Consider the following 25,948-nt stretch of genomic DNA (forward strand, 5'->3'; position numbering starts at 1 on the left):
CATCGTCCCATGAGTTTTGGGACTGAAAAGTCTGAACGGGCTCAGCGGCGGCCACCGCGCTTCTTCGAGCCCTTGCCGGTCCCCTTGCCCGCGGCCGCGGGCTCGTCGGCCTTGTCGCCGGCCCCATCGCCGCCGGCCGGCTGCACCGCCTCGAGTTCCGGCCCCGCGACGGGCCAGTGTGCGCGCCACTCTTCGTCCGTGATCTCGCCCAGCGGCGCCACATCGAACTCCTCGGGGACGCTGTCCCCGCGGCGGGTGGCGGCTATCGACTTCTCGACGGCGCGGACGGTGTCGACGAACTCCAAAACGGCCGTGCGCAACGAGCTTTCCGCGTCGATACCCGCCGACACCTCGATCGCGGTGATCTCGGCGGGGATCAGGTCGGCCGGGAACCCGGCCTTCTCCGCGCGCTGAATGACCTTCTGCGCCAACGCCAGTGACGGCTGCCCGGTATGGACGTCGTCCATCACCGAGTTCCGCGGTTTTTCGGCCGCCTTGCGCTCTTCCCACTGAGCCAGCTGGTCTTCCAGCGAAATGGATTGTCCCGCAAGCACACCCGGCACCCGGTTGCCGAGCTTTCGCATCAATGTCACGGCGACGTCGTCGATGGTGAAGGAATGCTGCGGCGCGTCCTCGGCGATGCGGGCGTGGAAGAGGACCTGCAGCAACACGTCGCCGAGCTCTTCCCGCAGCTGGTCGGCGTTGCCACTGCGGACCGCGTCGAGCAACTCGTAGGTCTCCTCCAGCAGGAATCTGCGCAACGAGTCGTGCGTTTGCTCGCTTTCCCACGGCCCGGCGGTGCGCAGCTTGTCCATCATCGCGACGGCGTCGACGAGCCGTTCGCCGCGCGGAGTGTCGGGCGCTGAAATCAGCCGCGCCCCGGCGGCCAACCGCGCGGTGACGGCGGGGTGGTCGGGGTCGGACGACAGCAACACCGGGGCGTCGTCCCCGGTGTCGACCGGGCGCGCACCCGGCAACGACCAGGGCACCGCGACAGGCATCTCCTCGGTGTACTGCACCTCGCCGGCGAGGTGCTCGATCGCTTCGACGGGAACCAGCGACGGGCGGCGGGGGTCGAACAAGACGACAATCATCTCGCCTGTCGCTCCTCCCCGGACATCGGCGCTGGTGACGCACCCGTTATACCAATCTCTATCTGTGGTTTGCCTTGCAGCGCCGTCACCACGTTGGCCACCATCTGGACCAGCTCGACATCGCGGATGCGTGGCGCACCGACACCCCCGGCTCGCGGAATCGGAACCTGGACGGTGGCGGTGGTGGCCCGGTAGTGCGCCCCCGGATACATCCGCTTGAGCCGCACCTGAGCCGAATCTAGCAGCGTTATCGGCGACAGCCGCACCGTCGCCGCGGAGGCGGCCGACACTTCGGTGATGCCGGCGGCGCGGCACAGCAGCCGCAGCCGCGCCACCGCGACCAGCCGCTGGGCGGGCTCGGGCAGCGGCCCGTAACGGTCGGTGAGCTCCTCGACGACCCCGACGATGGCCGCGTCGTCGGCCGCCGCGGCCAACCGCCGGTAGCCCTCCAGCCGCAGCCGGTCGCTGGCGATGTAATCCGGCGGCAGGTGCGCGTCGACAGGGAGGTCGATCCGCACATCCTTGGGCTCCTCGCGGGCGACGACCGTCTCGCCGTCGGCGGCCGCGCGGTAGGCCTCGACGGCCTCGCCCACCAGGCGCACGTACAGGTCGAATCCGACGCCGGCGACGTGGCCGGACTGCTCGACGCCCAGCACGTTGCCGGCGCCGCGGATCTCGAGGTCCTTCAGCGCGACCGCCATGCCCGCGCCCAGCTCGTTGTTCTGCGCGATGGTCGCCAGCCGGTCGTACGCCGTCTCGGTCAGCGGGACGTGCGGCGGATAGAGGAAGTAGGCGTAGCCGCGTTCCCGGCTGCGGCCGACCCGGCCCCGCAGCTGGTGCAGCTGGGAGAGCCCGAAGGTGTCGGCGCGCTCGACGATGAGGGTGTTGGCGTTGGAGATGTCCAGCCCGGTCTCCACGATCGTGGTGCACACGAGGATGTCGTATTCGCGGTTCCAGAAGCCCTGAACGGTCCGTTCCAGCAGGTCCTCGGGCATCTGGCCGTGCGCCACGACGACGCGCGCCTCGGGCACCAGCTCGCGTACCCGGGCGGCGGCCCGATCGATGGAGCTGACCCGGTTGTGGACATAGAACGCCTGCCCGTCGCGCAGCAGCTCGCGCCTCAACGCGGCGGCGACCTGCTTGTCGTCGTGCGGGCCGACGTATGTCAGCACCGGGTAGCGCTCTTCGGGCGGCGTCAGGATCGTCGACATCTCGCGGATCCCGGCCAGGCTCATCTCCAGCGTCCGCGGGATCGGGGTCGCGCTCATCGTGAGCACGTCGACATGGGTGCGCAGCGACTTGATGTGCTCCTTGTGTTCGACCCCGAACCGCTGCTCCTCGTCGACGACGACCAGCCCGAGGTCCTTCCAGCGCACTCCGGTCTGCAGCAGTCGATGCGTGCCGATCACGACGTCCACCGACCCGTCGGCCAGGCCGTCGATCACGGCGCGGGACTCCGCGGCGTCGGTGAACCGGGACAACCCCTTGACGACGACGGGGAACCCGGCCATCCGCTCGCCGAACGTCTGTAGATGCTGGTCGGCCAACAGCGTGGTGGGGACCATCACGGCGACCTGCTTGCCGTCCTGCACCGCCTTGAACGCAGCCCGGACCGCGATCTCGGTCTTGCCGTAGCCGACGTCGCCGCAGATCACCCGGTCCATCGGAATCGGCTTTTCCATGTCCGCCTTCACCTCGGTGATCGCGGTGAGCTGGTCGACGGTCTCGGTGAAACCGAACGCGTCCTCCATCTCGGCCTGCCACGGGGTGTCCGGCCCGAACGCGTGCCCGGGGCTGGCCTGCCTTTTGGCGTACAGCGACACCAGTTCGCCGGCGATCTCCCGGACCGCGCGGCGCGCCTTGGTCTTGGTGTTGGCCCAGTCGCTGCCGCCCAGCCGGCTCAGCGCCGGGGCCTGGCCGCCGACATACCGCGACAGCTGGTCCAGGGAATCCATTGGGACATACAGCTTGTCGGCCTGCTGGCCCCGCTTGCTGGAGGCGTACTCGAGCACCAGGTACTCACGCCGGGCGCCGCCGACGGTGCGCTCGACCATCTCTACGAACCGACCGATGCCGTGCTGATCGTGCACCACCAGGTCGCCCGCCGCGAGCGCCAGCGGGTCGACGGTGTTGCGCCGTTTGGCCGCCAGCCGTTTGCCTTCGACGGCCGTGGCGCGGTTGCCGGTCAGGTCGGTCTCGGTGATGACGACGAGGTTGGCACCGGGAATCACGACGCCGTCGTGCAGCGGGCCCTTGAGCACCCCGACGACCCCGGACTTGGGCGCAGCACCGCAGTCCAGCATCGCGGCCGGAGTATCGAACTCGGCCAGCCGCTCCACCACGCGGTGGGCGGTCCCGGTTCCGGGCGCGACGACCGCGGCATACCCGCCGGTCGTGACGTGCGCCCGCAGCATCGCGAAGATGCTGTCGATGTCGTGTTGATGCCCACGAGCCGACGGCGCCGCCCGGATGTCCAGCTCCAGCGCCGACTCGTCGGACAGCTGACTCAACGTCCACCAGGGATGACCGGCAGAGACCGCCGCGGCCTCCACGTCGCCGAGTTCGGCGAAGCCCGACCCACCGAGTTGCCCGACGTCGACGGGCGCCGCTGAGGTGCCCAGGGCGGCGACCGACCACGACGCCTCGAGGAACTCACGGCCGGTCTTGATCAGGTCGGCCGCCCGGCTGCGCACCTTCTCCGGGTCGCACACCAGCACCGGGGTGCCCTCGGCCAGCTGGTCGGTCAGCAGGACGTGGTCCCCTTTTTCCGGGGGATGCAGCACCGAGAGCAGCGCCTCCATGCCGTCGACGGGGATGCCCTCGGCCAGCTTCGCCAGCATGTCGGTGAGGCTGCCGGTGATCGCGGCTCCACCTTCCGGCAGCCTCGCTGCCGCCTGTGCGGCCAGTTCGGCGGCCCGCGCCCGCACGTCATCGTCGAGGAGCAGCTCACGGCAGGCGACCGCGACGACCGTGTCGACGTCGATCTCGGGAATCGAGCGCTGGTCGGCTACCGCGAACATCCGGATCTCGCTGACCTCGTCGCCCCAGAACTCCACGCGCACCGGGTGTTCGGCGGTCGGCGGGAAAACGTCGAGAATCCCTCCGCGGACGGCGAATTCGCCGCGCCGGCCGACCATGTCCACCCGGGTGTAGGCCAGCTCGACCAGCCGGCTCACAACGCTCTCGAATTCGACTTCCTGGCCGACGCTCAATGTGACCGGTTCCACGAAGCCCAGCTGTGGCGTCATCGGCTGCAGCAGTGATCGGACCGTCGTCACCACCACCTGCAGGGGCGGCCCCAGCCTCGCGTCGTCGGGATGGGCCAGCCGGCGCAGCACCATCAGGCGGGTGCCGACGGTGTCGACGCCGGGCGAGAGCCGTTCGTGCGGCAGCGTCTCCCAGGACGGGAAGACGGCGACCGCGTCGCCGAACACGCCCGCCAGTTCGGCGGCCAGGTCGTCGGCTTCGCGCCCGGTTGCGGTGACCACCAGCAAAGGACCGACCCGTACCAGCGCGCTGGTGACGAACAACCGGGCGCTGGCCGGGCCGACCATGCTCAATTCCGCGGGTCGTGCGGACGCGCCCTCGATGAGCTGCTGGAAAGTGGGCGCCGTCAGCGCCAATTCGACGAGCCCCGCGATCGGGGTTTCTGGGCGAGCAGGCCCCGGTGCGGTCATGATGAGGCCCATTCTAGGGGCCGATCGGAGCCGCCGAATTTCGTGAAGATTGCGCCCGACGCCGTCAAAGGATCGTCAAGAAAGCGGCACCCGGCCCCGCATGGGCGCACCTTGAAGCCATGACATTGATCGACATCCTGCCGTCTCTGGGTCAGGCGGCACCGGTGCGGTTCGATCCCGCGATCTGGCCGGTCACCACGCGTTCCGACGAGGAGGGCCGGCTGTGCGTCGGCGGGGTGGCACTGACCGATATCGCCGACGAATTCCACACCCCGGCGTACGTCATCGACGAGGCCGATTTTCGGCACCGCGCCCGCCGCTACCGCAAGGCGCTGCGCGGTGTCGGGGTTGTCTACGCCGGAAAGTCACTGCTGACGACGGCGGTGGCGCGCTGGGCCCGCGAAGAGGGCCTCGGGGTCGACGTCTGTTCGGGCGGCGAGCTGGCCGTCGCGCTGGCCGGGGGCGTCGACCCCGCCCGCATCGTCATGCACGGCAATGCGAAATCGCCCGACGAGTTGCGCGAGGCGGTGCGTGTCGGGGTCGGGCGCATCGTGCTGGATTCGGCCATGGAGATCGCCTACCTGGCCGGCCTGACGCGACGACGCCAGCGCGTGCTGATCCGGGTGACGCCCGACGTCGACATCCACGGGCACCGGGCGGTGACCACAGGCATCAGTGACCAGAAGTTCGGCTTCACGCTCCATGGCGACCGGGCCGATGTGGCCGTGCAGCGGGTACTGGCGCACCCGGCCCTCGACCTGGTCGGGCTGCACTGCCACATCGGTTCGCAGGTCACCGACGCGGCCCGCTACGGCGAGGCCATCCACCGGATGATCGCCGCCATGGCCGACGTCCGCACCCGGCACGGCGTCATCCTCACCGAGCTGAACATCGGTGGCGGCCACGGGATCCCGTACGTCTCCGGCGATAGGGAACTCAACCTGGACGAGCTCGCCGGAGTGATCGAGAACGAGCTGGACGAGGCGTGCGCCGCCGAACGCTTCCCCCGGCCGACCGTCGTGGTGGAACCGGGCCGCGCCATAAGCGGGCGGGCCGGTCTCACGTTGTATCGGGTGCGCTCGGTGAAGACGCAACCGGGTGGCCGCACCTTCGTCGCCGTGGACGGCGGCATGAGCGACAACCCGCGGGTGTCGCTGTACGGCGCCCAATACACGGTCGCGCTCGCGAACCGGCATTCGCTGGGAGCCAAGCGCACCGTGACCGTGGCCGGCCGGCACTGCGAGGCGGGCGACGAAATCGCCCGCGACATTCAGCTACCCGCGGACGTGGCGCCCGGCGACCTGCTGGCCGTGGCGTGTACCGGCGCCTACCACCACAGCATGGCGTCGAACTACAACCTGGTCTGCCGGCCGCCCGTGGTGGCGGTCAAGGATGGTCGGGCCCGCGCGCTCATCCGTCGCGAGACGATCGCCGACCTGCTCTCGCGCGACTGCGGCTAAAGCGTCGCCGTCACAACGCGTTTCGCTCCGCGAAGTGGCGTTGCCGCGCCGACAGCGCCGCCGCCCGCTGCCCGGCGGTGACGCGGCGCGATCGGCCGAAGTAGCCGTCGATGTCGTTGATGTCGATCACCGTGGCAGTGGGCGTCGCGGGCTGCTCGGGCGCGGTGGCGCGCCAGGTGACGACCCCACTGCGATACCCGCGCGCGTCGAGCCAATTGTCCACACCGACGTCCTCGTTGGACACCAGCACCCGAACGCGGTCGCCGTCGGCGTGCGACTGGGCGAGGTTCAGGCTCGTCTGCCGTGTCTCGATGTCGATCATCTCGCTCCACCGGTTGGTCAGGCAGATGCCGACATAGGGGCTGCCACTGGGGATTTGGTAGTCGATCACCAGGGCCTGGCGGTCCTGCAGTTCCCAGGAGATGGGGACGAACCACGCGCCGGCCATGGCCGACGGCGGCTGCATCGGCGGGATGGCGAAGTTCTTCGGGAGGGCTCCGAACACCCGCGCGGGTATGTCCTTGACCCACATGGTGAAAAGGTCGCGCGACCCGGCCAGGTGCTCGTCGAACTCGGCGACGCTCTGCGCCAGCGACGGTGGGTGCGCCGGCGGTGGCGCATCGAGGCATTCGATGCGGATGTCGCCCTTGGCCTGGCGCTGCCAGTCGCCGTAGGTTTGGTAGCAGCAGAAGGATTCGGCGCCGGGCGGAAGCTCAAACCAGTTGGTATCGCCCATCTTCCGGCGGCTAAAGTAGATTTCGAAGGATCCGTCCGGACCAATCTGTAAATCCTCGGACTGCGTCTTGACCGCGCGGGCCTGGTCGTCCTTGCCGGCGTAGACACCGAAGGTGGTCTGCGCGACCGAACCCAACGTGCCGTACACCCGGTAGTCGTGCGCGTCGTCGATCCGCGCCGACAGGTACAGCGTGTCGGGGTTGGAGTGACCCCAGTTCCACGGCGCGTACTGGGCATTGATCAGCGTTGGGCGCGCCGGGTCGCTGCGCAATTGCAGCCCCATGTATTGAATATGGCCGATCAGATGCCCCAAAAGCGCACTGGCCGAACCCTCGTCGAGGTCGCCCTGCGCCAGCGCGACGTCGAGCAGGTCGTCGTGGAGTTCGCCGAACCGTCGCCACGCCGCCCGCAACACATCATTCGGCTGTTCAGTCATGGCGCGTCCTCGATTCCGTAAAAGTCCCGGTAGTACTGGAATTCGGGCCAGAGCGTCGGAATGTCGAGCCCATAGTCCTCGGCCCGGTAGATGTTGGGCTTGCGGGTGGCGCCGCGCTGGTCCATGAACGTACGCATCTTCCGCTGAACCTCGGCGGTGAGTTCGATGCCGAAGTGGTCATAGATCTCCTTGACGCACGCCAGCGGATTGCGAACCATGCGGTCCATCGAAAAATCGATGAATTGCGCTGACCGGTCGGCGAATTGGCGTCGCAGTTCGACGTTGCGGGCGAGCAATCCCCCGGCGCGCCAGCGCATGTAACGGCCGTGGTCGTGCCAGTCGACGCCGTCCTGCACCATCGCGAACACGGTGCCGGACAATTTGCAGCTCGACGCGATGACTTCGGTGGGTTCGCGGTAGGTGGTGACGAAGCGGGCATCGGGGAAGACGGCGAGGATCTTGTCAATGTTGGCCATGTGTGGCGGGGTCTTGAGCAGCCAGCCCTCCCGGGGCCGCAGACCGCCGCTCTGCATGTACTGCAGGAGCAGCTTCTCCTCCTGGTAGACCCAGGTGCGGTCCTGTCCTGCCAGCCACCGGTCGTAGCCCTGGCAATTGAACATGACGTGGAACGTCTCGCTGGCAAAGGCATAGGCGTGCAGCAGCGCGCATTCCTGCGCTTCCCACGTGCCGATCGGGTGCGCCGCATCGAGATCGGGGGCCAGCGCCAGGCTGCGGCGGATCTGCTTTTCGCTGCGGGCGATCCGCGGGTCGGTGCGCATGGTGGCGGGATCCAGCGGTGGGTGCAGCTCGTCGCACTCCCAGGTGAGGGGGAAGCGGAAACGATCATCCTGGCTCAACAGGTGATGGGTGATCGTCGTGCCGGTGCGCGGCGCCCCGACCAGGAAGACCGGTTTGGCGATGACCTCGTCGCGGATCGCGGGGTTCCGGCGGATGTGGTCCATCACCAGCAGCCGCTGGCGCAACAGGTTGGTGAGGTGCGTCGTGGCCAGGATGCGACCGAAGCCGTTGAGCCTGTCTTCGGTGTTGATCGACTCGATGAGCCGGTCCAAGCCTTCCTCGAAGCGGGGATCGCCGAAGTCGGTCAGGCCGCCGGCTTTCCGGCTCGCCCTGTCCATCAGCGCGTACTTGCGCAGCGGCAGGGGGTTAGCGCCCAGGCCGCGGGCGCCGCGATAGGCGCCGTTGAGTATCCGAAACGGAAGCGGTCTGGGTGGTGCCTCGATGGCCATGACGGGCGTTCCTTCACCGTTGAGCGGCTACACGTAATGCACGGTTGTGACCGGCCTCACAAAACATTACGATCTGAACGTAATGGAGTCAACGTCGTTCGAATCCGGGCGCCGTGAGGCCAAGCCTCAGGGGCGGCCCCGCGATTCGCGCATCGACGATGCGGTACTGCGCGCGACCAACGAGCTCCTCGAGGAGATCGGCTATGCCCGGCTGACCATTCCCGTGGTGGCGGCGCGCGCCGGGGCCACGCCGCCGGCCGTGTACCGCCGTTTCCCCACGAAGATCGAACTCGTCTTCGCGGCGGTGTTTCCCCCGACCCCGCGCGAGGAGTTGCCGTTGACCGGTGATCTGCGGACGGTCGTGCGCGGCCTGCTCGAAGGATCGATCAACCTGTTCAGCCGCCCGGCCGTGCACAGCGCGGTGTCGGGTCTGACGGCCGAGCTGCCCTCCGAGCCGGGCTTGTCGGCGCGGCTGCTGGATCGCCTGCAGGGCAGCACCTACCAACGCCTGCAGCAGTATCTCGACGACGCCGCCGCCCAGGGTTTGGCGGCCGACGGTATCGACGCGCGTCTGCTGATGGACATGATCGGCGGCACCGTCATGATGTCGATGGCCACCGAACGCACGCTCGACGACGCCTGGCTCGAGCACAACACCACGCTCATCGTCAGGGGCATGACCCGATGACCGCCGGCGGGCCACCCATGGAAGTCGTGGCCTCCGCGCCGGCCCAGCTGGGCTTGGGCGAGATCGGCCCCTGGGCCGCACGCATGGAGCGCGTCGGCTTCGGGGTCATCCATGTCTCCGAGACCATCCACGACGCATTCACGGTCGCGGCAATGGCTTTGGCCAATACGACGCGGCTGACCGTCCGGACGAGCATGGCGCTGGCGTTTCCGCGCAGCCCCATGATCACCGCCTACGCGGCATGGGATCTCGCCAAGTACTCCGGCGGACGCTTCCAGCTCGGTCTGGCCTCCCAGGTCCGCGGCAACATCGTCGGACGGTTCTCGGTCCCGTGGTCGCAGCCGGCACTGCGGCTGCGCGAATACGTCGAAGCCGTGCTCGCCATATTCCGCTCGTTCCAGACCGGCGAGCCGCTCGACTACGCCGGACGGTTCTACCAATTCGACCGCCTCCAGCCATATTTCAACCCCGGCCGGATTCCGTGTCCGCCCCCGCAGATCTGGACCGGCGGGGTCAACAAGAAGATGTGCCTGCTGGCGGGCGAACTCTGCGACGGTTTCGTCTGCCATCCCACCAATTCGCATCCGTCCATCCTCGCGACCCAGACGCTGCCGGCCCTGGCCGAAGGCGCCCGCAATGGCCGCCGCACGCGGACGCCGCTCGCGGTGGTGGCCAACCCGCAACCGCTGATGGCCGCCACCCGCGACGAGCTGGCGCGGTTGCGCGAGCCCCGGCGATCCGAGCTGGCCTTTCTCTACAGCACGCCCGCCTACCGCCGACAGCTCGAACACTTCGGCTTCGCCGAGATCGGCGAAGCGCTCACCGGCATGGCGCGCCGGAACGAATGGAGCGAACTGCACAAGCACCTGACCGACGAGGTGATGGATCAGGTTGTGCCGCAAGGCACCTACGACGAAATTCCCGCCGTGCTCGAGCGCTGGTACTCCGGCGCGTGCACCGGCCTGAGCCTGCCGGTCGCCGACGGCATGTCCGACGACGCGCTGGCGATGCTGGTCGATCGCCTCCAGGCCATTCCCACGCTGACGGTCGCGTGACCCACCCCAGGAAGGTACGAATGAACGCAACTCAACCGGCTCGGGCGCTGAAATCACTCGTCGCCAGGCAGTGGCACTCGCACAGTCCACTGGCCCGCCGCGCCCCGGCGAACTTCGCCGGGCAGTACGGGCCCTGGGCGCTCGTGTCCGGCGCCAGCGAGGGCATCGGCGGCGCTTGGGCGGATTACGCTGCGGCCCAAGGCTTGTCGGTCGCGATCGTCGCCCGCGACCCCGAGAAACTGGAGAAGAAGCGGCAAGAACTGGTGACACGGTTCGGCGTCGAGGTACTCACCATCTCACAGGACCTCGGGGCGCCCGATGCGGTGGAAAACATAGTCGCGGCCGTCGGCGACCGCGAAATCGGGCTGCTGGTATCCAATGCCGCCCTGGCCACCGTGGGCGGATTCTTCGCAGACGACCTCGAATTCGAGCGGCGGCGGATAAACGTCAACTGCTGCAGTCCGTTTGGGCTGACCTACCACTACGGGGCACTGATGAAGGCGCGCCGTCGCGGCGGCATTGTCCTCATGAGTAGCGGCACGGGATTGATCGGCAGCCCCTACTACACGCACTACGGCGCGACGAGGGCATACAACATCATCCTCGCCGAAGGGCTCTGGTACGAACTGAAACCCGACAACGTGCACGTGTTGGCATGCATGGCCGGGCTGACGAGTTCGCCGGGGGCCGCCGAGGCGCTCGACGTCGCGCGGGCCAGGGGCAGCCTCATCAATACGCCCGAGGAAAACGTCGAAGAGGCCGTCCTGTATCTGGGCAAGCGACCCAGCATGCAAGTAGGCGCCCCGAACCGGCGGATGATGTTCGTCGTGACCCGCCTGCTTCCGCGCCCCCTGGGCATACGAGAAATCGGCAAGCACGCCCTGAACAACTTCCTCGACGGGGTGCGGCCCTAGCGAGCGCTACTCGTCTTGCAGCTTGGGATCAGCTTCCAGATGGGTCAGGCCGTTCCACATCAGGTTGACCAGATGCGCGGCGACCACTTCCTTCTTGGGCTCGCGGGTGTCGAGCCACCACTGGGCCGTCATCGACACCGAGCCGACCAACGCCTGGGCGTAGAGCGGCGCCAGATCCGGGTCCAGGCCGCGGCGGGCGAAGTCGCCGGCCAGGATCGAGCTGACCTGGCTGACGGCGTCGTTGAGCAGGCTGGAATAGGTGCCCGAGCTGATCGCGGCCGGTGAATCGCGGATCATGATCCGGAAGCCGTCGGTGCGCTCCTCGACGTACGTGAGCAATGCCAGCGCGACCCGCTCGACCCGAACGCGGGACCGGTTGTTGGTCAGCGACGAGGTGATGCCGTCGAGCAGCGCCGACATCTCGCGGTCGACCACCACCGCGTAAAGGCCCTCTTTGCCGCCGAAATGCTCGTAGACGACGGGCTTGGACACATTGGCGCGCTGCGCGATCTCCTCGATCGAGGCGCCCTCGTAGCCGCGTTCGGCGAACAGCTGGCGCGCGATACCGATGAGTTGGTGCCGGCGCGCGCTGCCGGTCATCCTGGCGCGCGGGGCCCGCACTTCTTTATCCGGGGCAGCCACGTCCTTCAGGGTATCGGTTTGCGCAGGTGAAGTTGTATGACTTTGCCTGGGGCCGCCGTCGGCCCCGGTAACGTTTAGAGTCTTGGTGGCGCGGTCGGCGATCGTTCCGGCAGCCGCCGCAAGGGGCAATCCGTCGTGGTGTAATCGGCAGCACCTCTGATTTTGGTTCAGAAAGTTCAGGTTCGAGTCCTGGCGACGGAGCACGGTTCTTTGCCACGAGCGTGCATGAAATGACACGCTTGACGGCGTGTCGGCGGACAAACATGCTCGCTCGCGTCGAAAGGGGATCCATGTCGTCTGGTGGTGACACCGCGGTCCTGGTCTTGGCGGCCGGGCCCGGCACCAGGATGCGGTCGGACACCCCGAAGGTGCTGCATACGATCGCCGGCCGCAGCATGTTGGCCCACTCGCTGCACGCGGTCGCCAAGGTGGCACCCCAGCGCCTGGTCGTCGTGCTCGGCCACGAGCACCAGCGCATCGCGCCGCTGGTCGCCGAACTGGCCGAGCGGCTCGGGCGCCCGATCGACGTCGCGCTGCAGGATCGACCTCTCGGTACCGGCCATGCGGTGCTCTGCGGGCTGTCCGCGCTGCCCGAAGACTACGCCGGCATCGTCGTCGTCACCTCCGGCGATACTCCCCTGCTGGACTCCGACACCCTGGCCGGCCTGATCGCGACGCACAACGCGGCGTCGGCCGCGGTGACCGTGCTGACCACCACGCTGAGCGAACCCTTCGGCTACGGCCGCATCCTGCGCACCCAGGACAACGAGGTGATGGCGATCGTCGAACATGCCGACGCGACCGACTCGCAGCGCGAGATCCGCGAGGTCAACGCCGGTGTGTACGCATTCGACGTCGCCGCATTGCGGTCGGCTCTGGGTCGCCTGAGCTCCGACAACGCGCAACGCGAGCTCTACCTCACCGACGTCATCGCCATCCTGCGCGGGGACGGCCGGTCGATCGTCGCGCAGCACGTCGACGACAGCGCGCTGGTGGCCGGCGTCAACAACCGTGTCCAGCTGGCCGAGCTGGGCGCCGAGCTGAACCGCCGGATCGTCGCCGCCCACCAGATGGCCGGCGTGACCGTGGTCGATCCGACGACCACCTGGATCGACGTCGACGTGACGATCGGCCGCGACACCGTCGTCCACCCCGGGACGCAGTTGCTCGGGCAGACGCAGATCGGCGCCGGCTGCGTCGTCGGCCCGGACACCACGTTGACCGACGTCACGGTGGGTGACGGCGCATCCGTGGTGCGTACCCATGGCTCGTCGTCGTCGATCGGCGGTGGCGCGACGGTCGGCCCGTACACCTACCTACGCCCCGGCACGGTGTTGGGGGCCGACGGCAAGCTGGGCGCGTTCGTCGAGACCAAGAACTCCACCATCGGCGCGGGCACCAAGGTTCCGCATCTGACCTACGTCGGCGACGCCGACATCGGCGAGCACAGCAACATCGGCGCGTCCAGCGTGTTCGTCAACTACGACGGCGAATCCAAGTCCCGCACCACCATCGGCTCGCACGTGCGCACCGGCTCGGACACCATGTTCGTGGCGCCGGTGACCGTCGGCGACGGGGCCTACACCGGCGCCGGCACGGTCGTGCGCGACGACGTCCCGCCGGGCGCGCTGGCCGTTTCGGCGGGACCGCAGCGCAACATCGAGAACTGGGTGAAGCGCAAGCGGCCGGGCAGCGCGGCGGCCCAGGCCGCCGAAGCCGCGGAAAAAGCCGCCGACCAGCCCCCGCCCCCACCCGACCCGGATCGGGCGCCGTGAGCCCACTGCGTGGCAATGCGGCAACCCATCCAGACCCTTCGCATACGATGGGGCCTTCAATTCGCTATCTCGATCCCGATACCCCGAGGGCAGCACGGTGAGCCACGACTGGACCGATAACCGCAAAAACCTGATGCTCTTCTCCGGCCGCGCGCATCCGGAGCTGGCCGAGCAGGTAGCCAAAGAGCTCGACGTCCACGTCACCGCGCAGACCGCGCGGGAGTTTGCCAACGGTGAGATCTTCGTGCGCTTCCACGAATCGGTGCGTGGCTGCGACGCGTTCGTCCTGCAATCCCATCCGGCGCCGGTCAACGACTGGCTGATGGAACAGCTGATCATGATCGACGCGCTCAAGCGCGGTAGCGCCAAGCGGATCACCGCCGTCATGCCGTTCTACCCCTACGCTCGCCAGGACAAGAAGCACCGGGGCCGCGAACCTATTTCGGCGCGGCTGGTCGCCGACCTGCTCAAGACGGCGGGCGCCGACCGGATCGTGACCGTCGACCTGCACACGGACCAGATCCAGGGTTTCTTCGACGGGCCGGTCGACCACATGCGCGGGCAGAACCTGCTGACCGGCTACATCCGGGACAACTACCCGGACAGCAACATGGTCGTGGTGTCTCCCGACTCCGGCCGGGTGCGCATCGCCGAGAAATGGGCCGACGCGCTGGGCGGCGTTCCGCTGGCCTTCATTCACAAGACCCGCGACCCGCGCGTGCCCAACCAGGTGGTGTCCAACCGCGTCGTCGGCGAGGTCGAAGGCCGGACCTGCGTGCTGATCGACGACATGATCGACACCGGTGGCACCATCGCCGGCGCGGTGCAGCTGTTGCGCGACGACGGCGCCAGTGACGTCATCATCGCCGCGACTCACGGTGTGCTGTCGGACCCGGCCGCCGAGCGGTTGGCCGCGTGCGGCGCGCGCGAGGTGATCGTGACGAACACCTTGCCGATCGGCGAGGAGAAGCGTTTTCCCCAGCTCACGGTTTTGTCGATCGCGCCGCTGCTGGCCAGCACCATTCGCGCCGTCTTCGAAAATGGCTCAGTCACAGGGCTATTCGACGGAGACGCCTAGATGGCTTCCGGTTCACACAACGCGGTCATCTACCACAATCCCAAGTGCAGCACCTCGCGCAAGACGCTGGATCTGCTGCGGGACAACGGCTTTGAGCCCACCATCGTCCAATATCTGAAAACGCCGCCGTCCCGGGACGAACTGGTTCGCATGATCCGCGACGCCGGCATCGATGTGCGCACCGCGGTGCGCAAGCGGGAACCGCTTTACGCCGAGCTCAACCTCGCCGACGCGAGCGACGACGAGCTGCTCGACGCCATGGCCGAGCATCCCATCCTGATCGAACGGCCGTTTGTCGTCACGCCGAAGGGGACCCGGCTGGCCCGGCCGATCGACGCGGTCCGCGAGGTTCTGTGACCTCTCGCTGCGCGGTCGCGGCCGGGGCCGCGCTAGTCGCGCTGACGCTGGCCGCGTGCGCCCCGAAACCCCCGGACTACTCGTCGGTGTTGGGAACGACGTCGACGACCGCTACCACCACCACGACGACCAGCAAGCCGGTCCCGTTGTCGAAGTATCTGGAAAGCATCGGTGTCACCGGGCAGCAGGTGGCGCCAGGCAGCCTGACCGATCTGACCGTGTCGATACCGACGCCACCGGGCTGGTCGCCGTTCAGCGATCCGAAGAAGATCACGCCCGAGACGGTGATGATCTCCAAGGGCGGTAAGTATCCGACGGCGAGGCTGGTGGTGTTCAAGCTGCGCGGGGATTTCGACCCGGCCCAGGTCGTCAAGCACGGCAACGACGATGCCCAGCTGTTCCAGAACTTCCACCAACTCGACGCGTCGACCGCGCCCTTCAACGGATTTCCCTCGTCGATGATCCAGGGCAGCTACGACCTCGAGGGCACGCGGCTGCATAGCTGGAACCGGATCGTCATCCCGACCGGATCGCCACCCGCCGCCCAGCGATACCTGGTTCAGCTGACCATCACCGACCTGGCCGGCGAGGCGGTGGCGCAGTCGACCGACATCGAGGCGATCATCCACGGATTCGTCGTCGCCGCAAAATAGCGGACGCCGGGCCTCGTCCGAGGTCACCGAGATTGCCGCCATGGTCGTGCCCGGGGGCCGAATCACAGCCCTCACGGCAATCTCGCTGCGCACCCGTCACTACTGTTGTCAGCCATGACCGACTGGACCGCTGCAGACCTCCCCTCGTTTGCGGGGCGCACCGTCATCATCACCGGGGCCAATAGCGGGCTGGGCGAGGTGACGGCGCGCGAGCTGGCCGCGAAAGGCGCCAAGATCGTGATGGCCGTGCGCAACACCGAGAAAGGTGCGGCCGCCGCGCAGCGGATGCGCGGCGAGGTCGAGGTGCGCCCACTCGATCTGCAGGACCTGTCCTCGGTGCGGCAGTTCGCCGACGGGATCGACAAGGCCGATGTGCTGATCAACAACGCCGGCATCATGGCCGCGGGCTACGCGTTGACCGTCGACGGCTTCGAGGGCCAGATCGGCACCAATCATCTCGGCCATTTCGCGCTGACCAACCTGTTGTTACCCAAACTGACCGACCGGGTCGTGACGGTGTCTTCGATGGCGCACTGGGCGGGGCGGATCAACTTCGACGACCTGCACTTCAAGACCCGGCGGTACTCGCCGTGGCTGGCCTACAGCCAGTCGAAGCTCGCCAACCTCCTGTTCACCAGCGAGCTGCAGCGACGGCTGGAGGCCGCCGGTTCACCGCTGCGCGCGGTCGCGGCGCATCCGGGTTATTCGCACACCAACCTGCAGGGCGCCTCGGGCCGCAAGCTGGGCGACGCGCTGATGTCGGCCGCCACCCGGGTATTTGCCACGAACGCCGACTTCGGCGCTCGGCAGACGCTCTACGCGGCGTCGCAGGGCGTGCCGGGAAACGCGTTCGTCGGCCCGCGGTTCGGCTATGTCGGCCGAAGCCAACCGGTCGGGCGCAGCCGCCGGGCGCGAGACGCGGCCGTCGCCGCCGCGCTCTGGGAGCTGTCCGAGCAGCTCACCGGCACCAAATTTCCGCTCTGAGGCGTGCCGAGTGTGCGCCGAGGGCTGCGAGTGTGAGCTGATGGCGCCCTCAGAGCACACTCATCGATTTCCGCTCTGACGTGCCCATGCGATAACCTGACCGGGCGTCACGGCGAGGGTGGCTGGCCGTCTAACCAGCACCGTTATCGACGGGGACCGACAGATTGTCGCGATCCTGGCCGTGCCCAGAACTAGAGCACACAGGAGCGACACGATGGCCAAGTCGGCAGTCAATCAACTCACGGCGACGGTGCGAACCGAAACCGGCAAGGGCGCGTCCCGCCGAGCCCGGCGCGACGGCAAGATTCCGGCCGTCCTCTACGGTCACGGCGCCGACCCGCAGCACCTCGAATTGCCCGGGCACGACTTCGCGGCCGTCCTGCGGCATTCCGGCACCAACGCGGTGCTCACCCTCGACATCGCCGGTAAGGAACAGCTGGCGCTGACCAAAGCGCTGCACATCCACCCGATCCGCCGCACCATTCAGCACGCCGACCTGCTCGTCGTGCGTCGCGGCGAGAAGGTCGTCGTCGAGGTCCGAGTCGTCGTCGAGGGCGACGCGGTCCCCGGCACTCTGGTCACCCAGGACACCAGCACCATCGAGATCGAGGCCGACGCCCTGTCGATTCCCGAGCAGTTGACCGTGTCCGTCGAGGGCGCCGAACCCGGCACCCAGTTCACCGCCGGGCAGATCTCCCTGCCCTCGGGCGTCAACTTGATTTCCGACCCGGAGATGCTCGTGGTCAACGTTGTGGTCGCGCCGACCGCCGAGGACCTCGAGGAAGAGGGCGCGGGCGAGGTCGCCGAGGGCGAAGAAGCGCCGGAAGCACCGGCAGAAGAAGAAGAGGCCGGCGAAGCCGAGGCGCCCGCCGCCGAGTCCGAGTAGGCGGCTCGCGAGATGGCCGAGCCGTTGTTGGTGGTCGGCCTGGGCAACCCCGGAGACAACTACGCCCGCACGCGGCACAACCTGGGGTTCATGGTCGCCGACCTGCTCGCCGCCCGGCTGGGCGCGAAATTCAAGGCGCACAAGCGTTCTGGCGCGGAGGTCGTCAGCGGCCGGTTGGCCGGCCGCTCGATCCTGCTGGCCAAGCCGCGCTGCTACATGAACGAATCCGGCCGCCAGATCGGGCCGCTGGCCAAGTTCTACTCGGTGGCACCTGCGGACATCATCGTCATCCACGACGACCTCGACCTCGAGTTCGGTCGCATCCGGCTCAAGATCGGCGGCGGCGAGGGCGGCCACAATGGCTTGCGCTCGGTGGTGGCGGCCTTGGGCACCAAGGACTTTCAGCGGGTACGCATCGGGATCGGCCGTCCGCCCGGACGCAAGGACCCGGCGGCTTTCGTGCTGGAGAACTTCAGCGCCGCCGAGCGCCCCGAAGTCCCGACGATCTGCGAGCAGGCGGCCGACGCCACCGAGTTGCTCATCGACCTGGGCCTGGAGCCCGCGCAAAACCGCATCCACGCCTGGTAGGCGCGTCCACTTCAGGTGGGCAGCATGTCCTTCCACGACTTGGGCGCCGCATCGGAGATCACGTTGGATTGCCGAAACAACTGGCCGTCGGGCGTCATGTATTTGCCGGTGCGCGGGTCGTATCCGGCGAACCCCACCAATGGTTTTGGCCCGGCCGTCGTCAACGAACTCGGAGCCGCCCCTGCCGGCGGTGTTCCCGACGGCGAGGCACCCGGCGGCAGGGGCGTCCCTTCGACCGGACCGAAGGTGTGCTCGTCGGCCGTAACGCGACCATCGGGGGGGATGCCCTGCGACAGCAGATTCGGGTCGAGGGGATACGGGCCGAGCACATGTTGACGCATGGCGAGCGGCTCGTAAGGCTTGTCGCTGTCACAGATTTGCACGGTCGGCGCGCGTTTACCTGGGTTGCCCATGCACGGATAGTTGCGGGCCCCGCGGACCGAAATCGGGGCATCCTGCGGGAGTTTGCAATACAGCCCGTCCGGGGTGTCGATGGTGGTGGTGTCGGCGGGCGAGCGCCATGAGGATGGTGGCAGGAAACCCACGGTGCATGGCGGCGGATCGCCGATGCTGATCGCGAACTCGCCCATCGCCTGTCCGGTCGCGTTGTTCGCCGAGAGTCCGGCGGACTGCAGCGCGGCGATTGCCGGCGGCAGCAACACCAGCAGCTGCTCCAGCGACGGGTTGTAGGTCACCAGCACCTGACCGACGGTGGTGAGGTTCGCCAGCAGGACGGGCAGCGTCGGTTTGATCTGGTCGAGCAGGCGAGAAACTTCGTTGACGGCGCCCGGGCCGCTCCGCAGCAGCGTTCGCAGCTGTCGGTCGTCGGCCACCGCCGTGCGCGTCACGCCGGCCAGGCTGTGCACCCAGGTCCGGATGGAGTCGGTCGTGTTGGCTTGTGAATCCAGCAGCGGCACAGCGTTATCGACCAGGGCGCGGGTCGGATCGGCGACAGGCTTGAGATCACCGGCCACCTGAGCGGACGAGTCGAGCAGGGAGCCCAGATCGTAGCCCGCGCCGTTGAGCCCCTTGAACGACTCGTCGAGCAACGCGCCGAGCTTGTCCTTGGGGATGCTGTTTATCAGCGCGCTGACCCTGTCCAGCATCGGCCCCACCGGCTGGGGAATCGAGGTCTTCTCAAGGGGAATCACCGAGCCGTCCTTGAGGTAGGGCGCGACCTCGGCGCGGGGTCGAAGATCCACGTACTGCTCCCCGACCGCGGAGACGCTGCGCACCTCCGCCCGCAGGTCGGTGGGAATCCGCGGCGACGTGTCGAGCGAGAGCGTCACCTCCACGTGGTTCGACAACACGTCGACCGCGGTGACCTTGCCTACCTGCACGCCGCGGTAGGTGACGTTGGAGAACCTGTATATCCCTCCGCCGGACGGCAATTCCAGCCGCACAGTGATGCGGCCGATGCCGAGCAGGGTCGGCGCCTGGACGTAGACGAGGACCATCGAGAGGATGCCGATGATCGACAAGATCGTGAAGACCGTCAGTTGGATTCGGACGAAACGCGTCAACATCAGCCGCCGGCCTCATCTTTCGGCGGGAAGTCGGTTGGGAGCGGAATGCCGGACAGTGGCCGCGCTTGGCTCACCCCATCCGGTGTCGGCGCCGGCGCGGGAACGCGATCGGTGGGCACGCTCGCCGGCGGGGGTGTGGCGCCCACGCCCGGCGGCGCATAGGTGTAGTTCAGATACGACGGATCTCCCGGTGCCGGAACAAGTCTCGCGCCCGGTTGACCCCACCGGGTGCCGAGCAGCAATGTTCGCTTGAGCCGCGGCAGCGTGAGGTCGGCGATCAGGTACATGTTCATGTAGTCGCCTCGGACGCCCCGGTCGATTAGATTCTGGCCATAGGGGAAGGTGGGGGCGTAGGCGAGGGCGGTACCGAGGTCAGGGCCGATATCCGCGAGGGCCTTGATGGCCGGTTCCAGGTTCTTCAGGTTGCGCACCAGGTCGGCCTGCGTGTCGTCGACCAGACCGGTTGCGGTGTCGCTGAAAACGCGCAGCTTGTCCAGTGCCGTCGTGATGCGTGGCCGCTCGGCTATCAGCACGTCCAGGGCGGGCGGTATCTTGCGCAGCGCTTGCGTGATCACGTCGCGCTGTCCCGCGAGCGTCCCGGTGAGGCGGTTCAGTTCCTCCATGAAACCAATGAGGTTGTCGCGCTGGGCATCCAACGTGCCGACGAAGTCGTCGAATCGGGTCAGCAGATCCCGGACCTGGCTTTCATGCCCGGACAGGGCGGCGCCGAAGTTGTGGATGATGTCGCCGATCTGGCCCAATCCCCCGCCGTTGATCACGGCCGACAGCGACGAGAGCGTCTGCTCCGTCGACGGATAGGTCGCCGACCTGTCCAGTGGGATCGTGGCTCCGGACTGCAGCCGGCCTCGTGGCGCTTCACCCAGCGGCGAGTTCAGCTCGAGATGCATCGATCCCAGCAGGCTGGTCTGCCCGACGCGGGCCACCGCGTTCGCGGGCACGACGACGTTGGGTTTCACCGAGATCAGCACGTCGGCGTGCCAGTCGCGGAAGGTCAGGTTGCCGACGCTGCCGACGACGACGTCGTTGAGCAGCACCGGCGAATTCGCCTCTAGCGTCCCGACGTTCGCCACCTCGACGCGGTAGGTGGTGGCGCCAGGCCCTCGCCCCACCGCGCCCGGCAGCGGTAGTGAGTTCAACCCCTGGAACGCGCATCCGGTCACGCCGAGCAGGACACAGGAGCCGACCAGGTATGCGCGGACCATCGACCGCAACCGGCTCACGGGCCCGGCCTTCCGGATGGGAGCAACAGGTCCTGCCAACTCGCCGGTGCGGGTGCCGGGAGTGCTTGCGGCACAGTCCCTGTGGCGGTGGTCGGTGGCGGGTCGGGTTGCGCCAGCCCGGGTATGCGACCCAACGGCGGCGGTGGCGGTGCCGCCGGCGGGGTGTCACCGGGCAGCCCCGTGTACGCGGACACCGCCGGCGGCGTCTCCGCCGGCCCCGGAGGCGGCCCCTCGCCGCCGGGCGCCAGGCGGGGATCGGAGTAGATGATGCTGTCGGGGTTGGCCGACTTCATCAGGAACGGACTCGACGGGATCGGTGGATAGTTGAAATTCAGCAATCGCAGCGCGGGACCCAGGTACTCGGCGCACAGCTTCCCGCTCTCGCCCGCGGTGACGTTTTCGATCGCCGCGATCTGCCCGCAGATGAACTCCACCGGGCTGGAGAAGTTGTTGAACACGATGGATCCGATGGCGTCGCCCGTGTCGGGGTTATAGGCGTTGTAGAAATTGCCGAACGCGTTCGGCGCCACATGCAGGAGGTTCTCGAGGTCCGTGCGGTGCTCGACCAGGCTGGTGGTGACGTTTGCCAATCGCTGGATCTGTTCGGAGACCTGGTTACGACTTCCCGAAACGAATCGTTGCACTTCCCCGACCGCGCTCGAGAGATCGGTCAACGCGGCGTCCAGGTCGGAGCGGCCGTCGTCGAGCACGCTGGTCAGCGTGGCGAGCCGGTTCTCGAATTGAACGATCTGCTGGTCGCTGTCGCGAAGCGCCGTGACGAAGACTTGCAGATGGTTGACGATGTCGACGATGTTGCCGCTGCCGTTGGCCAGGATCCGTCCCACCCCCGAGAGTTGAGCCAGGGTCTGGCGCAGCTTGTCCCCGTTACCGTTCAATGCGTTGGCGGCGCTGTCGATGAACCGGGCCATCGACGGCACCGACACCTGGCTGTTGGGGCCCAATTCGGTGGCCAGGCGCGTTAATTGGGTCTTCACCTCGTCCCACTCCACGGGGACCGCGGTGCGTTCTACGGGAATCACGGCGCCGTCGGGCATCGTCGGGCCGCTGTGGTGGTATGCCGGGGCCAGCTGGACATAACGCGCCGCGACCAAGTTCTGGGCGACGATCACCGCCTTCGCGTCGGCGGGGATGCGTACGTCGCGATCGAGGTTCATGGTCAGCCTGACCGTGCCGCCCTCCGGGTGGATCGACGTGATCTTGCCGACCCTTACACCGGAGACCCGCACCTGATCGCCCGGGTAGATCGCGGTCGCGGTGGTGAAGTAAGCCGTGATCGTCTTCGAGCGCGAGAATGACTGGTAGACAAGGAGTGCCGCGCCGCCGACGCCCAGCCCGATCAACGCGGTCGCCAGCGCCACGACTAGCTTGTTCCGGGACATCATCGTGGTCCTTGATGCTGTGGAATCCCGTTGTACGGGAACGGGAACAGTGCGCGCGGGCCGGCATTGTCGGGCGGCTGCCCGGGAATGTTGCCCCGGCGGAACCCCCACAGGTAGTCGAGGAACGGCTGCACGAACTGCGGCGGCATCACATTGGGGTCGTAGGCCTGGTAGTAGAACCCGCTGGAGACCGCTTCGCCCTGGGTGATCTCGAACTTGGCCAGGCCCGGAAGGGCTTTGGAGATATTGTCGCGGTTCTTCTCCAGGATCGCGGTTACAGAGTTGAGCCTCTGCAACGTCGGTGCCAGGGTTTGTTCGTTGTCGTGCACCAGCCCCGACAGCTGCTTGGCCACCGCGGAGGTGTTGGCGAGGAGTTCTACGATCGCCTGGCGGCGCTGGGCCAGCACACCCAGCAGAGCGTTGGCGTTGAGGATCAACGTGTTCATCTGCTGGCTGCGTTGCGACAGAATGCCGGTCACGGTGCTGGTGCTCTTGAGGACCTCGCCGAGAGTTTGATTGCGGCCGTTGAGCGACTCCGACAAGTGGGTCAGGCCGTCGAACATCGGCCCCAATTGCGGTGCGACCCGGTCGATCGTCGCCGACAGTGTGTCCAGCGACTGGTTGAGCGACGCGGTGTCGGTCCCGGCAAGGTTGGTCGTAAGGTCGCTGACCGACTCCGTCAGCGAGTACGGCGATGAGGTGCGCGAGAGTGGAATGAGGTCGGACGGGCGCAGTCGCCGAGCCCCCGCCGACTGGAGGGTGAGCACCCGCTGCCCCAGCAGCGAGCCCGTTCTGATGTGCGCGGTGCTGTCCGATCCGAGCCGCACCTTGCCCTTGACGGTAAACGTGACCAAGGCTTCGCCGTCGCGCAACGCGATATCCGACACCGTGCCGACCTTGATACCCGATGTCGTCACGTCGTTGCCGACCTCGAGCCCGCCGGCCTCGGAGAACAACGCCTGATAGCGGACTGAGGTCGCCAACGACAACAGGCGCCCGGGCTGCAGGCCCACGGCGATGATGAGTGCTACGAGGACGATGCCGATGAAACCCGGCCGGATCAGGTGCGAGCCGCCGTATTTAAGCATTGGGTTCCGCGCACCTCCCTCCTTGTGTCTTAAGCCAAGGGAACACAGCGGTTTCGCCCTGCAGGTCGGTGACCCGGACGGACATTCCGCAGATGTAGAACTGGATGAAGCTGCCGTATGCCCCGAGCCGGGCGAGCTTGCGATAGTTTTCCGGCGCCCGCTGCAGGGCGGCGTCCAATCGGTCCTTGTCCTGATCCAGCAGTGGAGCCAGCCGGTCCAGTTGCTCCACGGTGCCGGCCAACGGTGGCCGCGCGGTTCGCAGCAGGTCGGCGATGGTCGCGGTTCCGTTGTCCAGTGATTCGATCGCAGCGCCGATCCGATCGCGGTCTTGGGCGAGTCCGGACGTCAAGCGCTCGAGCCGGTCGATGGCGTTCGAGAACTTGTCGCCGTCCTTGACGAGCGTGGCGAGCACCGAGTGCATGTTGTCGATCAATTGCTGAATCGTTTGGTTGTTGTTGGCCAACGCATTCGAGAACGACGATGTTTTCGAAAATACGGAGTCGAGCGTGTCGCCCTCGCCCTGGAAGACCTTTACCAGCGATGCGGTGAGCGCGTTGACGTCTTGCGGATTGAGGCCTTGGATAACGGGTTTCAAGCCGCCGAGGAGCAGGTCGAGGTCGAGCGCCGGCGCGGTTCGGTCCACCGGGATCTGCGCCCCGGCCGGCAGCATCCCGGTCGAGCCGGGGCCGTTGACCAATTCGAGGTAGCGATCGCCGACGAGGTTGAGGTAGCGAACCGCCGCCTTGGTTCCGCTGGTGAGGGCGACGCCGCGGTCGGCGTCGAACTTCACCAAAACGCTTTGGTCCGGGCGCAATTCGACGCTGTCGACCGTGCCGACCCGGATCCCGGCCGCACGCACCGAGTCGCCGCTCTTCAGGCGCGACACGTCCGAGAAGATCGCGGAGTAGCCGTTGGTCGCGCCGGTGCGGTATTGGCCGAAGATGACGAAGAGAAACGCGGTCAGCGTCGCCATCACGACGCAGAAGACCCCGAACTTGAGAAAGGTCGCGCGCACCGAGTGGCTCATCCCGGTTGTCCGATCTGAGCGGAGTTGCGTGGTGGCCCGTCGATCGGCCCGTACAGCAGTTGTTTCAGCCCGTCGGAGTTGAGCAGGATGCCCTGGTTGCCGTACTGCCACGGGTTGGCGCCCACGTCGGCGACCACGAACGGCGGAGCCGTGTTGGGCGGCACGACCGGCAGCTGTTGGTCCGCGCAGTGCGGTCCGCCCTTGGCCGAAACCTTCGGCAAATGGCCGGGGTATCGATAGCGTTCGATCCCGAGTGTGAAACTGACCGAGACCACCACGCCGGGTTCGGGCGGCGGTGGGTTCTTGGCCATCGGCACCAGGCCGGCCACCGCGCAGTTGAGCGCTTCGTGGTATTGGTTGGCCAGATCGGTGGTCGGCACCAACAGATGAACCACATCGGTCAGGCCGTGCCGATTGTCGCCCACGACATCGTTTCCGATGTCCGCCAATCCGATCGCGCTGATCAGCAGGGCATCCAGGTTGCCTTGCTCATCGACGACGGTCTGACCTATCCGTGTCGCGTTGTCGGCGACCTCGACCAGGTCGCGCGCACCGTCGGCGTAGGCGGTGAACGCCTGCCGCGCGGCGGCGACGTCATGGCTGAGGTTGGCAAGGCTGGGATCCAGCGTGGCCAAAAACGAATCCAGGTCCGAAAGCATCTGGCCGACCTTGTGACCGCGGCCGCCCAGCGCCGAGGCGAGCGCGCCGAGCGTCTCGTTGAGCTTCTCCGGTTCGATCTTCGACAGCACCGAGGTCAGTTCCTGGAAGACCGTGTTGATTTCCACCGTGACGTTCTTGGCCTCCAGGACCTGGCCCGCGTGCAGCTTTTGCGGTGAGGGATCCGCCGGTGGGACCAGTTGCACGAACTTCGCTCCGAACACCGTCGTCGAGGTGATGTCGATGAGCACGTTGGCCGGAATCAGCCGTAGCTTCGACGGGTCGATCGACAGGTGAAGGGCCGCTTGGCCATTCGGCTGCTCCTCGATGGAGGCGACGGTACCGACCTGCACGTCGCGCAGCTTCACCTTGGCGTCCGGATCCATCACCAATCCGGCGCGTGGCGAAAGCACGGTGACCGGCACGCTCTCGGAGAAGTCGCCCCGGAACAGGCTGGTGGTCATGGCGACGATCCCCGCGATCGTCGCGAGGGTCACCAGCCCGAGCATCGGACGAATGGCACGACCAAACATCGATTCGCTCATCCGGACAGGTCGAAGTTGCCGTTGGCAACGTAGACGGCCAGCGATACCAAGAGGGTCACGGAGCTAGTTGCCATCGCGACCGCGCACTTCGGGAACCGCATGCTGATCCGTCATCGCTGCAGCTCCTTGTCCGATGATCCCGGCGACCCACCCCGGCGGGCTGACGCCAGAATATGTCAGTGCTGACTCAATTGG

At 67.3% G+C, this 25,948-nt stretch carries 22 protein-coding genes and 1 tRNA gene; 12 read left to right on the forward strand and 11 right to left on the reverse strand.

Going from position 1 to position 25,948, the window contains the following annotated elements:
• Window positions 1-41: 41 nt before the first annotated feature.
• Window positions 42-1,094, reverse strand: a complete 1,053-nt coding sequence (locus A5736_RS10385; protein ID WP_083667305.1) for a nucleoside triphosphate pyrophosphohydrolase — start codon at window positions 1,092-1,094, stop codon at window positions 42-44.
• A complete protein-coding gene (mfd, locus tag A5736_RS10390) occupies window positions 1,091-4,771 on the reverse strand; it encodes a transcription-repair coupling factor (RefSeq protein ID WP_175611241.1) in 3,681 nt (1,226 codons plus the stop codon). The genes A5736_RS10385 and mfd overlap by 4 nt, the downstream gene beginning before the upstream one ends.
• A gap of 119 nt (window positions 4,772-4,890) precedes the next feature.
• On the opposite strand from mfd, the gene lysA reads away from it, so the two are divergent.
• On the forward strand, window positions 4,891-6,231 hold the full coding sequence (lysA, locus tag A5736_RS10395) for a diaminopimelate decarboxylase (RefSeq protein ID WP_076246027.1): 1,341 nt from the start codon (window positions 4,891-4,893) through the stop codon (window positions 6,229-6,231).
• Window positions 6,232-6,241: 10 nt separating this feature from the next.
• Here the strand turns inward: lysA and A5736_RS10400 are convergent, their stop codons facing one another.
• Window positions 6,242-7,402 (reverse strand): DUF1214 domain-containing protein, encoded by a 1,161-nt coding sequence (locus A5736_RS10400; RefSeq protein WP_076122872.1) that lies wholly within the window; start codon window positions 7,400-7,402, stop codon window positions 6,242-6,244.
• Window positions 7,399-8,649: a sulfotransferase gene (locus tag A5736_RS10405; RefSeq protein WP_076246028.1), complete on the reverse strand. Its 1,251-nt coding sequence runs from the start codon at window positions 8,647-8,649 to the stop codon at window positions 7,399-7,401. The genes A5736_RS10400 and A5736_RS10405 overlap by 4 nt, the downstream gene beginning before the upstream one ends.
• An 82-nt stretch (window positions 8,650-8,731) precedes the next feature.
• Between A5736_RS10405 and A5736_RS10410 the strand changes: the two genes are divergently transcribed.
• From A5736_RS10410 to A5736_RS10420, 3 genes are read left to right on the forward strand one after another with little or no spacing between them, the layout of a single operon-like run.
• Window positions 8,732-9,337 carry a TetR/AcrR family transcriptional regulator gene (locus A5736_RS10410; RefSeq protein ID WP_076246136.1) on the forward strand — a complete coding sequence of 202 codons (606 nt, stop codon included), beginning with the start codon at window positions 8,732-8,734 and terminating at the stop codon, window positions 9,335-9,337.
• Between the two features lie 17 nt (window positions 9,338-9,354).
• The gene (locus A5736_RS10415) at window positions 9,355-10,392 is read left to right on the forward strand and encodes a TIGR03617 family F420-dependent LLM class oxidoreductase (RefSeq protein WP_076246135.1); all 1,038 of its coding nucleotides are present in this window, start codon (window positions 9,355-9,357) and stop codon (window positions 10,390-10,392) included.
• A 20-nt stretch (window positions 10,393-10,412) separates the two neighbouring features.
• Window positions 10,413-11,306 carry an SDR family oxidoreductase gene (locus tag A5736_RS10420; protein WP_076246030.1) on the forward strand — a complete coding sequence of 298 codons (894 nt, stop codon included), beginning with the start codon at window positions 10,413-10,415 and terminating at the stop codon, window positions 11,304-11,306.
• A gap of 6 nt (window positions 11,307-11,312) precedes the next feature.
• Here A5736_RS10420 and A5736_RS10425 read toward each other — a convergent pair whose 3' ends face one another.
• The gene (locus A5736_RS10425) at window positions 11,313-11,906 is read right to left on the reverse strand and encodes a TetR/AcrR family transcriptional regulator (RefSeq protein ID WP_139329783.1); all 594 of its coding nucleotides are present in this window, start codon (window positions 11,904-11,906) and stop codon (window positions 11,313-11,315) included.
• 171 nt (window positions 11,907-12,077) lie between these two features.
• Here A5736_RS10425 and A5736_RS10430 point away from each other — a divergent pair.
• The 8 genes from A5736_RS10430 to pth all read left to right on the forward strand — a co-directional run bounded on the left by A5736_RS10430 (window position 12,078) and on the right by pth (window position 18,269).
• A tRNA-Gln gene (locus A5736_RS10430) sits at window positions 12,078-12,149 on the forward strand.
• An 89-nt stretch (window positions 12,150-12,238) separates the two neighbouring features.
• Complete coding sequence (gene glmU / locus A5736_RS10435) at window positions 12,239-13,723, forward strand: bifunctional UDP-N-acetylglucosamine diphosphorylase/glucosamine-1-phosphate N-acetyltransferase GlmU (protein ID WP_076246032.1); 1,485 nt, start codon at window positions 12,239-12,241, stop codon at window positions 13,721-13,723.
• A 97-nt stretch (window positions 13,724-13,820) separates the two neighbouring features.
• Window positions 13,821-14,801, forward strand: coding sequence for a ribose-phosphate diphosphokinase (locus tag A5736_RS10440; RefSeq protein WP_076060142.1), 981 nt, complete (start codon window positions 13,821-13,823; stop codon window positions 14,799-14,801).
• On the forward strand, window positions 14,802-15,158 hold the full coding sequence (arsC, locus tag A5736_RS10445) for an arsenate reductase (glutaredoxin) (RefSeq protein ID WP_076122869.1): 357 nt from the start codon (window positions 14,802-14,804) through the stop codon (window positions 15,156-15,158). It begins immediately after the preceding gene.
• Between the two features lie 41 nt (window positions 15,159-15,199).
• Window positions 15,200-15,811 carry an LpqN/LpqT family lipoprotein gene (locus A5736_RS10450; protein ID WP_369805013.1) on the forward strand — a complete coding sequence of 204 codons (612 nt, stop codon included), beginning with the start codon at window positions 15,200-15,202 and terminating at the stop codon, window positions 15,809-15,811.
• Window positions 15,812-15,925: 114 nt separating this feature from the next.
• Window positions 15,926-16,795, forward strand: a complete 870-nt coding sequence (locus A5736_RS10455; protein WP_076246035.1) for an oxidoreductase — start codon at window positions 15,926-15,928, stop codon at window positions 16,793-16,795.
• Between the two features lie 214 nt (window positions 16,796-17,009).
• Window positions 17,010-17,681 carry a 50S ribosomal protein L25/general stress protein Ctc gene (locus A5736_RS10460; protein ID WP_076246037.1) on the forward strand — a complete coding sequence of 224 codons (672 nt, stop codon included), beginning with the start codon at window positions 17,010-17,012 and terminating at the stop codon, window positions 17,679-17,681.
• A gap of 12 nt (window positions 17,682-17,693) precedes the next feature.
• Window positions 17,694-18,269: an aminoacyl-tRNA hydrolase gene (gene pth / locus A5736_RS10465; protein WP_076122865.1), complete on the forward strand. Its 576-nt coding sequence runs from the start codon at window positions 17,694-17,696 to the stop codon at window positions 18,267-18,269.
• An 11-nt stretch (window positions 18,270-18,280) separates the two neighbouring features.
• Here the strand turns inward: pth and A5736_RS10470 are convergent, their stop codons facing one another.
• Genes A5736_RS10470 through A5736_RS10495 form a run of 6 tightly spaced genes read right to left on the reverse strand, consistent with a single transcriptional unit; the run spans window position 18,281 to window position 25,753 of the window.
• On the reverse strand, window positions 18,281-19,795 hold the full coding sequence (locus tag A5736_RS10470) for an MCE family protein (protein ID WP_076246039.1): 1,515 nt from the start codon (window positions 19,793-19,795) through the stop codon (window positions 18,281-18,283).
• Window positions 19,795-21,018 (reverse strand): MCE family protein, encoded by a 1,224-nt coding sequence (locus A5736_RS10475; RefSeq protein WP_076246138.1) that lies wholly within the window; start codon window positions 21,016-21,018, stop codon window positions 19,795-19,797. Before A5736_RS10475 ends, A5736_RS10470 begins: the two co-directional genes overlap by 1 nt.
• Before the next feature lie 14 nt (window positions 21,019-21,032).
• Entirely contained in the window at window positions 21,033-22,436 is a 1,404-nt protein-coding gene (locus A5736_RS10480; RefSeq protein WP_083667322.1) for an MCE family protein, read from the reverse strand.
• Entirely contained in the window at window positions 22,436-23,524 is a 1,089-nt protein-coding gene (locus tag A5736_RS10485) for an MCE family protein (RefSeq protein WP_076246042.1), read from the reverse strand. The genes A5736_RS10480 and A5736_RS10485 overlap by 1 nt, the downstream gene beginning before the upstream one ends.
• Window positions 23,517-24,551 carry an MCE family protein gene (locus A5736_RS10490; RefSeq protein ID WP_076122861.1) on the reverse strand — a complete coding sequence of 345 codons (1,035 nt, stop codon included), beginning with the start codon at window positions 24,549-24,551 and terminating at the stop codon, window positions 23,517-23,519. The genes A5736_RS10485 and A5736_RS10490 overlap by 8 nt, the downstream gene beginning before the upstream one ends.
• Window positions 24,548-25,753 (reverse strand): MCE family protein, encoded by a 1,206-nt coding sequence (locus tag A5736_RS10495; RefSeq protein WP_254848339.1) that lies wholly within the window; start codon window positions 25,751-25,753, stop codon window positions 24,548-24,550. The genes A5736_RS10490 and A5736_RS10495 overlap by 4 nt, the downstream gene beginning before the upstream one ends.
• Window positions 25,754-25,948: the final 195 nt, after the last annotated feature.

It is taken from the genome of Mycobacterium sp. SP-6446 (genome assembly GCF_001954045.1).
Classification (GTDB): Bacteria; Actinomycetota; Actinomycetes; order Mycobacteriales; family Mycobacteriaceae; genus Mycobacterium.

Excerpts from the sequence above, each read along its gene's own strand:
- mfd (WP_175611241.1), bottom strand. The coding sequence starts at position 4,771 with ATGACCGCACCGGGGCCTGCTCGCCCAGAAACCCCGATCGCGGGGCTC.
- glmU (WP_076246032.1), top strand. The coding sequence starts at position 12,239 with ATGTCGTCTGGTGGTGACACCGCGGTCCTGGTCTTGGCGGCCGGGCCC.
- A5736_RS10410 (WP_076246136.1), top strand. The coding sequence starts at position 8,732 with ATGGAGTCAACGTCGTTCGAATCCGGGCGCCGTGAGGCCAAGCCTCAG.
- A5736_RS10420 (WP_076246030.1), top strand. The coding sequence starts at position 10,413 with ATGAACGCAACTCAACCGGCTCGGGCGCTGAAATCACTCGTCGCCAGG.
- A5736_RS10485 (WP_076246042.1), bottom strand. The coding sequence starts at position 23,524 with ATGCTTAAATACGGCGGCTCGCACCTGATCCGGCCGGGTTTCATCGGC.
- A5736_RS10480 (WP_083667322.1), bottom strand. The coding sequence starts at position 22,436 with ATGTCCCGGAACAAGCTAGTCGTGGCGCTGGCGACCGCGTTGATCGGG.
- A5736_RS10475 (WP_076246138.1), bottom strand. The coding sequence starts at position 21,018 with ATGGTCCGCGCATACCTGGTCGGCTCCTGTGTCCTGCTCGGCGTGACC.
- A5736_RS10405 (WP_076246028.1), bottom strand. The coding sequence starts at position 8,649 with ATGGCCATCGAGGCACCACCCAGACCGCTTCCGTTTCGGATACTCAAC.
- A5736_RS10400 (WP_076122872.1), bottom strand. The coding sequence starts at position 7,402 with ATGACTGAACAGCCGAATGATGTGTTGCGGGCGGCGTGGCGACGGTTC.
- pth (WP_076122865.1), top strand. The coding sequence starts at position 17,694 with ATGGCCGAGCCGTTGTTGGTGGTCGGCCTGGGCAACCCCGGAGACAAC.
- A5736_RS10385 (WP_083667305.1), bottom strand. The coding sequence starts at position 1,094 with ATGATTGTCGTCTTGTTCGACCCCCGCCGCCCGTCGCTGGTTCCCGTC.
- A5736_RS10415 (WP_076246135.1), top strand. The coding sequence starts at position 9,355 with ATGGAAGTCGTGGCCTCCGCGCCGGCCCAGCTGGGCTTGGGCGAGATC.
- A5736_RS10425 (WP_139329783.1), bottom strand. The coding sequence starts at position 11,906 with ATGACCGGCAGCGCGCGCCGGCACCAACTCATCGGTATCGCGCGCCAG.
- A5736_RS10470 (WP_076246039.1), bottom strand. The coding sequence starts at position 19,795 with ATGTTGACGCGTTTCGTCCGAATCCAACTGACGGTCTTCACGATCTTG.
- lysA (WP_076246027.1), top strand. The coding sequence starts at position 4,891 with ATGACATTGATCGACATCCTGCCGTCTCTGGGTCAGGCGGCACCGGTG.
- A5736_RS10455 (WP_076246035.1), top strand. The coding sequence starts at position 15,926 with ATGACCGACTGGACCGCTGCAGACCTCCCCTCGTTTGCGGGGCGCACC.
- A5736_RS10460 (WP_076246037.1), top strand. The coding sequence starts at position 17,010 with ATGGCCAAGTCGGCAGTCAATCAACTCACGGCGACGGTGCGAACCGAA.
- A5736_RS10495 (WP_254848339.1), bottom strand. The coding sequence starts at position 25,753 with ATGAGCGAATCGATGTTTGGTCGTGCCATTCGTCCGATGCTCGGGCTG.
- A5736_RS10490 (WP_076122861.1), bottom strand. The coding sequence starts at position 24,551 with ATGAGCCACTCGGTGCGCGCGACCTTTCTCAAGTTCGGGGTCTTCTGC.
- arsC (WP_076122869.1), top strand. The coding sequence starts at position 14,802 with ATGGCTTCCGGTTCACACAACGCGGTCATCTACCACAATCCCAAGTGC.